Origin of the sequence: Cellvibrio sp. UBA7661, assembly GCA_002483365.1 — a bacterium.
Taxonomy (GTDB): domain Bacteria; phylum Pseudomonadota; class Gammaproteobacteria; order Pseudomonadales; family Cellvibrionaceae; genus Cellvibrio.
The window spans coordinates 255,126-269,007 of record DLHT01000003.1; the positions used below are offsets into that span (position 1 = coordinate 255,126).

General features: G+C 47.3%; 12 protein-coding genes. 4 read left to right on the forward strand and 8 right to left on the reverse strand.

The annotated features are described in order from the left end of the window. Window positions 1-341 precede the first annotated feature (341 nt). From B2739_RS01405 to B2739_RS01415, 3 genes are all read right to left on the reverse strand, one after another. Window positions 342-1,244 carry a LysR substrate-binding domain-containing protein gene (locus B2739_RS01405; RefSeq protein ID WP_331344088.1) on the reverse strand — a complete coding sequence of 301 codons (903 nt, stop codon included), beginning with the start codon at window positions 1,242-1,244 and terminating at the stop codon, window positions 342-344. Between the two features lie 47 nt (window positions 1,245-1,291). Beyond that, window positions 1,292-3,091, reverse strand: a complete 1,800-nt coding sequence (locus B2739_RS01410; RefSeq protein WP_331344089.1) for an ABC transporter transmembrane domain-containing protein — start codon at window positions 3,089-3,091, stop codon at window positions 1,292-1,294. Window positions 3,092-3,304: 213 nt separating this feature from the next. Then, window positions 3,305-3,514 carry a cold-shock protein gene (locus B2739_RS01415; protein ID WP_049631191.1) on the reverse strand — a complete coding sequence of 70 codons (210 nt, stop codon included), beginning with the start codon at window positions 3,512-3,514 and terminating at the stop codon, window positions 3,305-3,307. Between the two features lie 259 nt (window positions 3,515-3,773). On the opposite strand from B2739_RS01415, the gene B2739_RS01420 reads away from it, so the two are divergent. Both B2739_RS01420 and B2739_RS01425 read left to right on the forward strand, forming a co-directional pair. Beyond that, window positions 3,774-4,241: a hypothetical protein gene (locus tag B2739_RS01420; RefSeq protein WP_331344090.1), complete on the forward strand. Its 468-nt coding sequence runs from the start codon at window positions 3,774-3,776 to the stop codon at window positions 4,239-4,241. Between the two features lie 109 nt (window positions 4,242-4,350). Then, window positions 4,351-5,541: a Bcr/CflA family multidrug efflux MFS transporter gene (locus B2739_RS01425; RefSeq protein ID WP_331344091.1), complete on the forward strand. Its 1,191-nt coding sequence runs from the start codon at window positions 4,351-4,353 to the stop codon at window positions 5,539-5,541. Between the two features lie 4 nt (window positions 5,542-5,545). Here the strand turns inward: B2739_RS01425 and B2739_RS01430 are convergent, their stop codons facing one another. The 5 genes from B2739_RS01430 to B2739_RS01450 form a co-directional block, all read right to left on the reverse strand. Continuing rightward, entirely contained in the window at window positions 5,546-7,363 is a 1,818-nt protein-coding gene (locus B2739_RS01430; protein ID WP_414633199.1) for an ABCB family ABC transporter ATP-binding protein/permease, read from the reverse strand. A gap of 73 nt (window positions 7,364-7,436) precedes the next feature. Further along, window positions 7,437-8,903 carry a sensor histidine kinase gene (locus B2739_RS01435; RefSeq protein ID WP_331344092.1) on the reverse strand — a complete coding sequence of 489 codons (1,467 nt, stop codon included), beginning with the start codon at window positions 8,901-8,903 and terminating at the stop codon, window positions 7,437-7,439. Further along, the gene (locus tag B2739_RS01440; protein WP_331344093.1) at window positions 8,900-9,571 is read right to left on the reverse strand and encodes a response regulator transcription factor; all 672 of its coding nucleotides are present in this window, start codon (window positions 9,569-9,571) and stop codon (window positions 8,900-8,902) included. The genes B2739_RS01435 and B2739_RS01440 overlap by 4 nt, the downstream gene beginning before the upstream one ends. Then, entirely contained in the window at window positions 9,571-9,900 is a 330-nt protein-coding gene (locus B2739_RS01445; RefSeq protein WP_331344094.1) for a PepSY domain-containing protein, read from the reverse strand. The genes B2739_RS01440 and B2739_RS01445 overlap by 1 nt, the downstream gene beginning before the upstream one ends. 15 nt (window positions 9,901-9,915) lie before the next feature. Continuing rightward, window positions 9,916-10,248 carry a PepSY domain-containing protein gene (locus B2739_RS01450; protein WP_331344095.1) on the reverse strand — a complete coding sequence of 111 codons (333 nt, stop codon included), beginning with the start codon at window positions 10,246-10,248 and terminating at the stop codon, window positions 9,916-9,918. Window positions 10,249-10,456: 208 nt separating this feature from the next. Between B2739_RS01450 and B2739_RS01455 the strand changes: the two genes are divergently transcribed. Together B2739_RS01455 and B2739_RS01460 are read left to right on the forward strand one after the other, a co-directional pair. Continuing rightward, window positions 10,457-12,502, forward strand: coding sequence for an alpha/beta hydrolase family protein (locus tag B2739_RS01455; RefSeq protein WP_331344096.1), 2,046 nt, complete (start codon window positions 10,457-10,459; stop codon window positions 12,500-12,502). 200 nt (window positions 12,503-12,702) lie between these two features. Next, complete coding sequence (locus B2739_RS01460; RefSeq protein ID WP_331344097.1) at window positions 12,703-13,872, forward strand: glycosyltransferase; 1,170 nt, start codon at window positions 12,703-12,705, stop codon at window positions 13,870-13,872. Window positions 13,873-13,882: the final 10 nt, after the last annotated feature.

The following is a 13,882-nucleotide window of genomic DNA, read 5'->3' on the forward strand; positions in this document are numbered from 1 at the left end:
TTTTATAAAATAATACTGCTATAACGCGACAGAAAAAGATTCACTTGTTGCCAAACAAAAAACCTGCGCCCCGTTAGAGAAGCGCAGGAATTACGCTATGAGTGTAACTGAAACAAACAACAATCACGATCTTTCTGGACGGAGTAGAACCAGCTCGCCGAACCAGAGTGACCGACGGAATCGCGATACCTTGCAGTGAAAGCCCTGTGAAACTCGCACAGGATCGCAAATCAGTTACGTTTGATTTTGCGAGCTAATTATATACAAATCAAACCAATTGCTATTCACACCTATTTAATTTGTGTATCAAAACTGCCTGATACCGCGGTGCAAACTGGTTATCAATCCATCAACTCCGCCATAAACCCTGGCAATACTTCTTGCAATAAGGTCTCCAGCGCGGGGTTGTGATTATCTTTGCGGTAGCTATAGGCCATCTGCACCGGTTTGGCTGGATGGGTCAACACTTTGCGCAACAGCAACCCTTCAAAGTGGAGGCTGCAGGCGGATTTGGGAATTAGCGCGACGCCGATTCCGGACTTCACCAAAGCAAGCATGGTATGGATTTGCGCCACGTATTCCACAATCTGTGGCAACACCTCGGCTTGCTGGAAACAACCGGATAACAAATCGTGGAAATAACGCGCTTCGTAGGGGGAATACATCAAAAAAGGCTTTTCATGGAGGCAGTCCAAACCCGGATGCTCGGGCCACTGGTCCGCCTCTTGCCGGGGAATCGCCAGATAGAGTTCTTCGCTGCCTAGCAGCGCAGTCTCAAGTTCACCTTCGTGGTTATGCGGGCGAACCAGACCTATATCCAGCACACCGGAATGGAGCGCTTCCAACTGTGCACCTGTCACCAACTCTTTGAGTGTCAGCGAGACATCCGGTGCCAGCTCGCGCAGGTGGCGTACAATTTCCGGAAGCAATTTATAGCCAAAAGAGGCGGTAAAACCGATCGACAGGGAGCCTTTTTCACCTTTTGCATTGCGCCTTGCAGTGGCGGCCGCTTCTTCGGCCATCCGCAAAATACGCGCAGCATCGGGGAAAAATGCCTTGCCTGCTGCGGTTAAACGCACGGTGCGGCTGGTACGTTCCAGCAGTTGTACGCCGATTTGATGTTCCAGCAGACGTATCTGTCGGCTCAGCGGTGGCTGGGTCATATTGAGCCGCTCAGCCGCGCGGCTGAAATGCAATTCCTCGGCAACCGCCACAAAGCAGCGCAATTGGCTTATCTCAAACATCTATTCATCATCCGTATCAATCACAAAACACCAATTCCTTAATGATATTAGATGGCCACTTCAGATGCGCGAATATCACCCGTAAATTTGTCAGCAGCTAAGGTTCCAGCTGAAATTGCAATCGCTGCAAGCTGCTGATACAGAGCACTGCTTGTGAGCAACTCCTGATGGGTTCCGCTGGCGACAATATTGCCCTGCTGTAACACCAAAATTTTATCGGCATTCACCACCGTCGATAAACGATGCGCAATCATGATCGTTGTCCGGTTCTGCATCAGCGTTTCCAAAGCTTGCTGTACTTTTTGCTCGCTGTTGGAATCCAGTGCGCTGGTCGCTTCATCCAACAACAAGATTGGGCGGTCAGCAAGAATTGCGCGCGCAATTGCAATGCGCTGCTTTTGCCCGCCCGATAAACGCACGCCGCGTTCACCCAGAAAACTGTCCAAGCCTTCCGGTAACTGCGCGATAAATTCCATTGCAAATGCCGCTTCGCAGGCCGCGATTACTTCGGCATCGGTGGCATCTGGTCGCGCGTAACGCAGGTTATCGCGCAGACTTGCGGCAAAAATCACCGGATCTTGCGGTACCACGGCAATGTGCGAGCGCAATGCGTGGATATCAGCTTCTTTAATATTGATACCATCCAGCAAAATCTCGCCTGCTTGAGGGTCGTAAAATCGTTGCAGCAACTGGAACAAGGTGGTTTTTCCCGCGCCCGATTGCCCGACCAGCGCAATCTTTTCACCGGGATAAATGTGCAGATTAAAACGGGTAAACACGGGCGTATCGGGGCGCGATGGGTAAGCAAAGGCAATATCGCGCAGGCTGATGTCGCCCTGTACTTTTGCGGGAAATGCCACTGGATACAGCGGCTGCGGCAAACTGGATTGTGTTGCCAACAATTCAACCAATCGCTCGGTGGCACCTGCTGCGCGCTGCACATCGCCAATGACTTCAGAAATGGTGCCCATCGCACTGGCAACAATCACGGCATAAAAAATAAATGCCGATAATTCGCCAGCGCTAATCGCACCACTGAGTACATCGTGCCCACCTACCCATAAAATCAGTGCGATTGCACTGAACACCAAGGTGATAACCGCCACCACCAATAACGCACGCTGGCGAATGCGTTTGATGCCGGTCGCGAATGTCGATTCAACCCGCTCATTGAATTCGCGTACCGATGCAACCTCATGCCCGTAGGCTTGCACTGTGCGAATCTCATGGATCACTTCATCGGTATAGGCACCAACATCCGCAACCGAGTCCTGGGTCGCACGCGCCAATTTACGCACACGTCGGCCGAACATAATGATCGGCACCAATACAAACGGAATCGCCAGCAACACCAATAACGTCAATTTCAAACTGGTGATGGCCAACATCACCAATCCACCCAACAACAGCAACGCGTTGCGCAATGCCATGGACACACTGGAGCCAATAACGGTTTCCAACTGCGTGGTGTCATTGGTTAAGCGCGATAGCACATCACCGGTACGGTTCTGTTCAAAAAACTCTGGCGATAGCGTTAACAGATGCGCAAACACATTGCGGCGTAAATCCGCCGTGATGCGCTCACCCAGCCAGGACACCAGATAAAAACGGGCGTAGGTCGCCACCGCCATCACCAGAATCACAACCAACGTGCCCAATAATGCGTAGTTGAGCCACTGCGCGCTCCCCGCCACAAAACCTTTATCGATCACTTGCCGCAGGCCTTGACCGATCAGCAGCACCGACATGGCAGCGACCAGCAACGCGATAAACGCAAACACAATGCGCAAACGGTAAGGGCGGAGCAAATCCAGCAGGATTTGGCGGCGGGAAAGAGGGGTTGTCATAACTGTTCCGAAAGAAGTGAAGTGCAGAACAGATTGGGCGATACCCATGCAAAAACAAGCAGGAAGATGCAAGAGGTGATGTTTGTCAGATCACTGACGACAAAAATGACACACCAGTACAAAAACGCAGGCAACAAAAAAGGCGAAATCCGAAGATTTCGCCTTTTTAGCGTTAACACCAGCGACCTTGGTCGCTAGCAAGCATCTAAATAATTAGATAGCTTGGATGTTTTCAGCTTGTGGGCCTTTTTGGCCTTGGGTAACGGTGAAGCTAACTTTTTGGCCTTCTGCCAAAGTTTTGAAACCGGTACCAGAAATAGCACTGAAGTGAGCGAATACATCTGGACCAGATTCTTGCTCGATGAAACCGAAACCTTTAGCTTCGTTGAACCATTTAACAGTGCCAGTAGTTGTTTTAGACATAGTATTACCTATTAATACAAAAGTAAGTGTACCCCGAAGGGTGGTTTGTGCTGGAAATGTGGGAATTACTTATGTAAACAGGACGAAATACTACGTAGGAACTTCGAAATGTGGTGCATAAATATTAGACGTACTTTCAAGCTAAGACTCAGTTTACACGCCTTTATACTAATGTCAATCAAAGGGATTTTAACCTGCAGCCAGACCTTCAGAATATAATCCGCACTTTCAATCCTTTTGAGATAAATGAAGACCTGCTATGTCATCCCTACGCTTGCACTACCGTTCATACACGCGCCTCTCGCTGCTGCTGTTATCCCTCTGCATCGCCTGCCACAGCTGGGCGCAAGAAGGGGGTTTCACCCTCGCGGATTGGCCCAACACCCAAAGCACACTTAAGCCGATCTATGTGAAAGCGATTATGGAGCAAGCCGGAGTACATAAGGTGAGCTTCCAGAAAACGGCTGATTTTTATGTCGCGGAACTGGATAAATTTGCCGCCTTTGCACAAGACAAAAATTATTTGCCTTATTTAAAGACCTCGGTTGCGCAAAACCTTGCAACGATTGCGGTCATCCATTGCGATTGGAATAACGGTGTCGCGCCATGGGAATTTGCACAAACCTATTTAGGCGATAAGCAATTAGAACTTTTAAATCCACTTTATAGCGATGCTATAACCAAACTCAAAAATAATTGCGGCGATAACACCACAAGCACGCAATGATCGAATTTTTCGTTGATTCACACCATCGCTGACCCATCGTTTTAATACAGGTAGATGCGTAAACTAAAACCACATTCTTACGCTCAATCGCAAATACCTGTGTTTTTCCATGACCAAAGAAACCCATCCGTTTTTAATTGTTTTACTCGCTGCCGTGATCGCCACCACACCGCTTGCTGTGGACATGTATTTACCGGCGATGCCCGATATTGCGCGCGATCTGGATGCACATATCGGCAGCGTGCAGCAATCACTCAGCATTTTTCTCGCCGCCTATGGCGTGGGTATGTTGTTATTCGGCCCGCTCGCCGATTCACTCGGGCGCAGGCCATTAGCGATTTTTGGTTTGACCGGTTTTACGCTGTGCAGTATCGCACTCGCGTTTGTCGATAACATTCATCACTTTTTATTGTTGCGTGCGCTGCAAGCATTTTGCGGAGCAGCGGCGACGGTTGTTGTACCTGGCCTGGTGCGACACTTGTATCAGGAACACACCGCCAAAGGCATGTCGTATTTATCCATGATTATGATGCTTGCACCATTGCTGGCGCCCAGCATCGGCAGCGCTATTTTATGGGTGAGCGAATGGCACAGTATTTTTATCGCATTGGCACTTTACGGTGCGTTGATTTTTGCATTTGTGTGGAAATGGTTGCCGGAAATCAGCCAACCTATTAACGCTTCACCCTCAGCCACAGGTAATTTTTTTAGCGGTTATAAAGTGGTATTTTCCAACACCCAGGCGCGCCCGTTAATTGCCAGCATGATGTTTGGCTCATTTGCGTTCTTTTGTTTTATTACTGCCGTGTCGTTTGTGTATATCGATTATTTCGGCGTAAGTGAGCAAATGTTCAGCGTGTTGTTTGGTGTGAATGTTATCTGCCTGATTATTGCCAATTTTATTAACAGTCGTGTGGTCACTCGCCTTGGCTCCCTGCGCATGTTACGCATAGGTGTTGCGCTTGCATTGATCAGCGCACTGTTGCTGTGCGGATTTAATTTTTTTGGATTAAATATCTGGTTCAGTGTATTCAGTATCGCACCACTGATGGCGGGCCTCACCCTGGCATCCACCAATACCGATGCGCTGGTGCTAATGAAATTTCCACACAACTCCGGCACTGCAACAGCAGTGATGGGCACATTGCGTTTTGGCAGCGGCGCATTTGCCGGGCCGCTGCTTGCATTTTTTTATACGGGTACCGCCATGCCTTTTTCACTGTTGATGTTGGCCGGTGTACTGGGCGTGATTATTTGCCAAGCCTGGTTTGTCTATACATCACGCTGCGAAAAAAAATAAACCGTTAATCTTCGGCTTCTTGCAATTGCATCGCCCACATCTGCGCATATTTTCCTTGTAGCGCCAACAATTCACTGTGGGTACCTTGCTCAACTACGCTACCGGCATCCAATACAATAATTTGGTCAGCATTGATAACGGTTGACAGGCGATGTGCTATAACCAACGTGGTGTGGCCACTTGCAACTTCATCCATAGCGGCAAGAATGGCTGCTTCTGAATTGGAATCCAGTGCGCTGGTGGCCTCATCAAAAATTAAAATCGGTGAACCTTTTAATAATACCCGCGCAATCGCAATGCGCTGTTTTTCACCGCCAGACACTTTCAAACCACGCTCGCCAACAAGCGTTTTATCGCCCTGTGGCAAACTGTTAATGAAATGTTCGAGATGCGCCATTTTGATTGCGTGATCGATTTGCTCATCGCTCGCGTGTGGATTGCCATAGGCAATGTTGTCGCGGATGCTAGTGTTAAACAGCACAGTATCTTGCGGCACTATGGCAATAGCGCGACGCAAACTCTCTAGAGTCACCTTGCGAATATCCTGTCCATCAATCTGGATACTGCCGGAATTAATATCGTAAAAACGGTACAACAGGCGCGAGAGCGTGCTTTTACCTGCACCCGATGAGCCCACAATAGCCACTTTTGTCCCCGCCTGAATATACAAATCAAACTGCTTTAAAATTGGACGCTCGGTGTGATAGCCAAAATCAACTTGCTGGAATTGGATGTCACCCTTGCTCACCACCAATGGCTGCGCATCAATGGCATCACTAATCGCCGGATTGCGTTTTAATAACGCCAACATATTTTCCAAATCGGTCAGCGAGCGGCGAATCTCGCGGTACACAAACCCGAGGAAATTGAGCGGAATAAATAATTGGATCATATAAGCGTTAATCATCGCCAAATCACCCAGCGTCATTTCTTTATCAAGTACACTTTGCGCGGCCATCCACATCATTGCGGTCATTGCCAGCGCAATAATCAATGCCTGCCCCGAATTCAGTGCGAGTAGCGACATACGGTTTTTTAATTTGGCACTTTCCCATTTGGCAAGAAACTGATCGTAGGTTTCCGCTTCGTATTGTTCATTATTAAAATATTTCACGGTTTCATAGTTGAGCAGCGAATCAATCGCGCGCGTGCTGGTGGAGGAGTCGGCTTGATTCGCCTCGCGTACAAATTTATTGCGCCACTCAGTGGTATAGATGGTAAACACCACATAAATTGCTACTGCAACCAACGTGATAACCGCGTACCAAATAGAAAATGCCGCGGCAAAAATAACGGCTACCATCAGGATTTCAAACAGTGTGGGGACAATATTGAACATTAAAAAACGCATCAAAAAACTGATGCCATTAGTGCCGCGTTCAATATCGCGGCTAATACCACCCGTTGCCCGGTCAAGGTGAAATGCCAACTCAAGGGAATGCAAATGCTGGAATACACGCAAGCCGATTTTGCGCATCGCATGCTCAGTCACGCGGCTGAATAATGCATCGCGCACTTCACCGAAAAACACACTGCCAAAGCGCAAGGCACCGTAAAACAAAATAAAAAAAGCGGGCAATGCAATTTCCGGTGCAATGCTGCGGTCAACCCCATCGATAATATGTTTGAGCGCCCAGGGCATCACCAGGGTTGCACCTTTCGCGGCCAGCAGCGCAACAATAGCGAGCACAACACGGCCTTTGAATTCCCACAAATACGGCAGCAGATATGCCATGCTCTGGCGCAAATTGACTTTGGCGTCCGCGCTGCGGGGTTCATTATTAGGGTGGACTGATAAGCCGGAGGAGTGCATACCGCGCATAAAAAATCTTCTGTCTGTTGTGAGTGACTGTGCCTAAAGCGGCATTAGAAAAAATGAATGAGCACAGTGTTAATCAAGAAGCAGCAATGGGCAAGCGAATGACAACTTGCAAACCACCAAGATGACTCGTGTGCAATTCAAGTTCGCCTTTGCAGTGCTCGACAATATCGCGCACTATGCCCAAGCCCAAGCCATGTCCCTGCACAAGTTCATCAATACGCGCCCCGCGTTGCAACACTTGCTCGCGCGCGTCAACCGGAATACCGGGGCCATCATCATCAACGGTCAACGTAAAATGGTGTGCATCTTGTTGAATCTTGAGCAGCACCTGATGCTTTGCCCACTTGCAAGCGTTATCCAGTACATTACCCAACAATTCCAGAATATCTTCACGGTCCCAAGGCAAGCGCAGTGATTGCTGCTCTATCCACGCGATATGTAAACCACCACCATGAATTTGCATTAGTGTGTTGATTAAATCGGGAACTTCTCTGGTGCAGTCAAAATATGCGCCGGGCAGCGCTTCACCCGTTAACCGGGCGCGTCCAAGTTCGCGACCAATGCGCTCTTGCATATTGGCAAGTTGGTGACGCAATTGCTCGCGCAATTCAGGATGCGCATTTAATTCCTGACGATTGGCAAGGCTGAATAAAACAGCCAAAGGGGTTTTTAATGCATGCCCCAAATTTCCCAACGCGTTGCGCGAGCGCATGAGCGTATCTTCTGTATGCAGTAACAGATGATTAATCTGCTTCACCAACGGCTGCAATTCCTGCGGCACGTGTGAATCCAATTCTGTGCGTTGGCCTTGTTGCAATTGCGCAATTTGCACACGTGCATCTTCCAACGGACGCAATGCACGCGCCACTAAATAGCGCTGGAACAGGATCAAAAAAATTAATGCGCCGACCCCCACGCCGCCGCCAATCCACTGCAAACGGCGAAAGCTATCCAATATCGGCGTGTAATCCTGCGCGACTACAATATTAATTTGCTGACCGTAGCGGCGATACTGCGCGCGGTAAATCAATAATTGCTGTTCTTGCGGGCCATCTGCTAACTGTTTTTGCAATCCGGTTTTGGCGGGCACTGGCAGCATAAAATCCCACAACGACCGCGAGCGCCAACGCAATGTTATTGGCTCGGGATCCATTGGTTGAACAGTAGATGACGGGGTTGATGCAGGATTGGTTGCAGTTGAATTAGTTGAACTTGAATTAGTTGAACTTGAATTAGTTGAACTTGAATTCGCTGAGGTTGAATTTGCAGGAATTAAATCAATCGAAAAGTAATATCCGGAAAAAGGGCGATGATAAGAAGCGGAGATTCGCTGTTGATCCAGCTCAATACCGTTTGCACCGCGCGCAAGCGCCGCCACCAGTAATTCCGTTTCATCGCGCAAATTATTTTGTAAATACCGGCGCAATCCCTGATCAAATAACCACACACTGATTTGCGCAAGCAGTAAGCCAACCAATATCAATAGCGCAAACAGACTGATCCCAAGGCGATGCTGAATGGAATCGAAGCGAATGTTCATGGCTGTTGGATTCCAATAAAGCGATATCCCTGGCCGCGCTTGGTCTCAATAGCGCTTTTACCTAACTTGCTGCGCAAATGATTGATATGCACCTCAATGACGTTGGAATCGCGCTCGTTTTCACCGTCATACAAATGATCATTCAACTGGCTTTTGGAAATAATTTTTCCCACATTTAACATGAGGTAACGCAACAAGCTGAATTCCGCAGCGGTAAGTTCGATCGAATTGCCCGCGACAATCACCGCCTGCTTGGCTTCATCTAACTGTATACCCGCCGCTTCCAATTGAGGTTGATTGACTTGCCCATGGGCGCGACGCAACAACGCCTGGATGCGCAATTGCAATTCTTCGGGGTGAAAAGGTTTGGTGAGATAATCATCGGCACCGGCTTTCAATCCATCGATGCGCTCTACCCAATGATCGCGCGCAGTCAAAATCAATACCGGGCGCTGCATGCCAGTCGCACGCCATTCACGCAAAATATCCAATCCGGATTTTCCTGGCAGCCCCAAATCCAACAAAATTAAATCGTAGGGCTCGCTAGCACCTTGATAAAGCGCATCGCGGCCATCGGCTAACCAATCTACTGCATAACCACAACGCTTTAGATCAGCACTGAGTTCGTCCGCAAGCGCAACATTATCTTCAACGATGAGAATACGCATTAATCGTCCTCTTCGTCTTTCAGAATTTTTCCGGTGTGCGCATCAATTTCAAGCTCACGTACTACACCATCGTGCGTGGCTAATTCCACTTCATAAATATAAATATCGTCATCTTCTTCAAGCTCCACTTCCAACAAGCTCGATTTTGGATGACGCTGGGCAACCAACTCCAATAGCTTTTCCAACGAAATAATATTGCCCTGCTCGCGCAAGCGCAGCGCTTCATCTTGCGATAAATCACGCGCGCTCACCCCCTGCGGTAGCGCAACAAAAACGGGGGTGAACGCGGCGAGAAAAACGTATACAGCAATGTGCGCGATAGGTTTCATCAACGGTAATTAACCTTAGTCGTCTTGATGATTTTTCAGCACCTGGCCATTGGTTGCATCCAGCTCCAGATCCCACTCAACACCTTGGGCATCCACCATTTCCAACTGGTAAACATAGCGGCCCCATTCGTTCTCCAACTCAGTCTCACCGATCACACCGCCCGGGTGCAATGCAAGTGCCGCCTCGTTGAGCTTGTCGAAAGCTTGGATGGTACCAGAATCGCGCAGCTTGATCGCCTCATCGATCCCCAGATCGCGCGCCTGAACGCTCATCGCCAGCGTTGCCGACATACCCGCTACTAATATTAAGGTACTTGCCATCGCTACAGTTTGTTTAAAGGTTTTCATAGTAAAGCTCCTGATCCAGTTAAAAAGGAATAAGTCTTGATTTGACGTGATCAGGTTAAAGCCCATCGCTTAAATGAAACTTAATTTTGGCGTTTATGGCCAAGAACAGGTTAATGGATTGACGGGTAAATCCGCGCTGTGGATACTGTCACCGTAGCAGACATTGCTGATGGAGACATGCCTTCAACGGAGCCTGAAAGGGGAGTGTATGGATCTGGATCATCAAGGAATGACTGCTTATAACCCGGATCGAAAAACGATACACATCCAAGGATATCTTATGCACTTGCCCGCCTTTTTCCGCGCATTGGTCGTTGATGCGAAAAAAGCCTCTATAACATTGACCTTCATACTTTTCTTAAGCCCTGTGTTCGCAGCAGATACCGAATACAAACGGTTACCACTCGAAGCTTTTTATAACGATGCATTGGTTGAAACAGTTCAACTATCACCCGACGGAACGCACTTATTAGCACTGCGTAACTCCGGTAGCGATACTGCAGTAATGGTGATGGAATTGAGCACCGGTAAAGTTTTTTTCCCAACAAAAACTGATAACAAAGAATTTAAATTCAATTGGGTTAGCTGGGCCAATAATGACCGAATTTTGATGAGTTTGCGTTTTGATAGCCGTACATTTAACGGTGTGAAATACATGCAAACACGCTTGCTATCAGTTGATGCAAAAAAGCCCGGGAAAATCATTACCCTGTCAAAACCGGATAATGACGCCAATGGTTGGGTCAGCCAATTTCAAGACAATGTTATTAGTTACTTACACGATGACCCTAAGCATATTTTACTAAGTGTCGATCGCGAAGTCCCTTTTCAACAAACCGTATACAAAGCAAATGTTTACACTGGAAAATTAACGCGCGTTAAAAAACATTCCTCGTCTGTACGGTCTTGGTTTGCTGATCGCCAAGGTAATGTCCGCATTGGTGAGCACTATGATGACAAAAAACGTAAAGTCACTTATAAAGTTTTGGACGATGCCACACAAAAATGGACGATAGCTTGGGAATATGTAGTTTTTGATGAGCCAAGCATTAGCATTGCAGGTTTTGGCAGCAAACCTAACGAGCTTTATTTATTTGCCGATCACGATGGGCGTCAAGCTCTCTACAAGGTTGATTTATCCAAACCAGGTTTTCCAAAGGAATTAATATTAAGTGATGAAAATTACGATGTAAGTGGTCGCTTGATTTATTCCGATGCGCATAAAGAGGTAGTTGGGCTTTATTACAATGATGGAAGCTCACGTAGCATTTTTTGGAATAAAGAATTCAAAGCTTTTCAAGCAGGCCTTGATAAAGCAATGCCTGACACACGTAACTATATTGTAAGCATGAGCAACAATGCCCGTAGATACATTGTATTCACTACCAACAGCACCAACCCGGGAACTTACATGTTTGGCGATAGGGATGCAAAAACACTTTCCTATGTTGCTGCAGCCTATCCGCAATTAACCGAAGATGTGTTAATAGAAAAAGAAGCACGCCTCTACAAAGCACGTGATGGGTTGGAGCTAGAAGGGTTTTTATCGCTACCGAAAAATTTCGCAAAAAAACCTACCGCGACAATTATCCTGCCTCATGGAGGTCCAATGAGCGAGGACGGCAAAGAATTCGATATGTTTTCTACTTTTATGGCGAATCGTGGCTATGTCGTTTTCCAACCCAACTTCCGCGGCTCATCGGGCTATGGTCACGACTTTATGATGCAAGCTGTTGGAGGGATGGGATTGGAGATGCAGGATGATCTCGAAGATGCTGTTACCTATTTAGTAAATGAAAAAATTGCCGATCCTAAAAAAGTATGCATAGTAGGTGCAAGCTATGGTGGTTACGCCGCACTTATGGGAGCAGCAAAAACACCAGATTTATTCCAATGCGCAATAAGTTTTGCTGGTATTTCTGATCTGATTAAATTACGCGATAAGTATCGATACTTCACCAATAAAAATGCAGCTCGCAAACAAATTGGAGAAGACAAAAACCAATTAAAACAGACATCTCCCGTACGCATGGCAGAACGGATAAAAATTCCAATTTTGTTGATCCATGGAAAAGATGATGTAGTTGTTCCTGTCATTCAAAGCCAGATAATGGCTAAAGCGTTGAAAAACGAAGGCAAAGCTTACGAATATATTGAGCTAGAAGATGGAAGCCACTATCTGGATTATCTCCCCCATCGGCAACAGACCTTTGAAGCGATGGATCGTTTTCTGGCAAAATATTTACCCCTATAAGCTTTCATAAGTATTGCCTAACATAGATCTTGTTTTGACTAAATCTACGTTAGGCAATTAACGTTTTTATTCTAAAAAATAGTCCCGCACAAAGTTTCACAATTCTAAATACCCCTTTTTTTTATACTGCAACCTCTCGCGCCTCTATACCGCGCCATAAAACACACCTATTCGCCAGCTAAATTTCTGTGGTTTTCGCCATGAACAGCTCACTGCCAACTGTTGCACCCTATGCAGAACCGCTCAAAGTCATCCATTTTGTGACCGGTGGTTTTACGGGCTCGACCAAAGTGGCAATTGAATTAATTCGTGCCGCCAAACAAAATCCGGCACTTTCAAGCATGCTGGTGTTGCGGAAAAAATCATCCACCGATATGGCGCGGGTGCAGCAATTGCAACAGGATGGTATTGCATTGAAACTGGTGGCCGGTTGGTCGCATGCAGCAACTATTATCGAACTCATCCGCATTTGTAAGGAATACCAGCCCGATATTCTTGTTACCCACGGTTTTAGCGAACATTTGTGGGGGCGTTATGCGGGGCTGCTGGCGCGCGTGCCGCATTTGATTCACGTTGAGCATAATTCACGCGAGCGCTATACACCGCTGCGCTTACTGCAAGCGCGTTGGCTTGCGCAACACACCGACAACATCATTGGTTGTTCTGAAGGTGTGCGGCAGCGACTAGTGGAATTGCAATTTCCATCGGAAAAAATTAGCGCAATTAATAACGGTATCGATCTCACACCTTATACCGCAACACATCTTCTTCCACTGAATGAACGCATTGCGGGCATTGTGATGCCCGCGCGTTTTGCCAAACAAAAAGATCATGAAACACTGATTCGTGCAATTGCACTGTTGCGCGAAAAAAATATTTTCCCGTCGGTATTTTTTGCAGGTACAGGAAGCAAGCGCCATATTGCCCGTGCAAAAAACTTGGTGGATGAATTACAACTCAACGCGCAAATCCATTTTGCAGGTCACTGTGGCAACCTACCTTTTGTTTTAATGCGCCATCAAATTTGTGTATTAAGCACTCGCTACGAAGGTATGCCACTTGCATTGGCAGAAGGTATGGCTTCAGGTTGCGCCGTTATCGGCTCGGCGGTAACCGGTGTAAAAGAAATGATCCGCCATGGAAAAGATGGTTTGTTGGTAAAACCCCAATGTGCCCATGCAATGGCCGATGCACTTGAAATAATGCTGGGCAATTCCAGCTATGCGCAAGCACTCGCCACCCATGGGCGTGAGCGTGCGCTGGCCGAGTTTTCACTTGCGCGTATGGCACAGGCCTACGAACAGGTATTTTTTGCTTTGCAACACAGTTCACGTGTTATACACAGCGAACAACTTGTTCTGGAAAATTGATTCATATTGA

Coding starts and splice junctions, on each gene's coding strand:
- B2739_RS01405 (WP_331344088.1), bottom strand. CDS start 1,244: ATGTTTGAGATAAGCCAATTGCGCTGCTTTGTGGCGGTTGCCGAGGAA.
- B2739_RS01410 (WP_331344089.1), bottom strand. CDS start 3,091: ATGACAACCCCTCTTTCCCGCCGCCAAATCCTGCTGGATTTGCTCCGC.
- B2739_RS01415 (WP_049631191.1), bottom strand. CDS start 3,514: ATGTCTAAAACAACTACTGGCACTGTTAAATGGTTCAACGAAGCTAAA.
- B2739_RS01420 (WP_331344090.1), top strand. CDS start 3,774: ATGTCATCCCTACGCTTGCACTACCGTTCATACACGCGCCTCTCGCTG.
- B2739_RS01425 (WP_331344091.1), top strand. CDS start 4,351: ATGACCAAAGAAACCCATCCGTTTTTAATTGTTTTACTCGCTGCCGTG.
- B2739_RS01430 (WP_414633199.1), bottom strand. CDS start 7,363: ATGCGCGGTATGCACTCCTCCGGCTTATCAGTCCACCCTAATAATGAA.
- B2739_RS01435 (WP_331344092.1), bottom strand. CDS start 8,903: ATGAACATTCGCTTCGATTCCATTCAGCATCGCCTTGGGATCAGTCTG.
- B2739_RS01440 (WP_331344093.1), bottom strand. CDS start 9,571: ATGCGTATTCTCATCGTTGAAGATAATGTTGCGCTTGCGGACGAACTC.
- B2739_RS01445 (WP_331344094.1), bottom strand. CDS start 9,900: ATGAAACCTATCGCGCACATTGCTGTATACGTTTTTCTCGCCGCGTTC.
- B2739_RS01450 (WP_331344095.1), bottom strand. CDS start 10,248: ATGAAAACCTTTAAACAAACTGTAGCGATGGCAAGTACCTTAATATTA.
- B2739_RS01455 (WP_331344096.1), top strand. CDS start 10,457: ATGGATCTGGATCATCAAGGAATGACTGCTTATAACCCGGATCGAAAA.
- B2739_RS01460 (WP_331344097.1), top strand. CDS start 12,703: ATGAACAGCTCACTGCCAACTGTTGCACCCTATGCAGAACCGCTCAAA.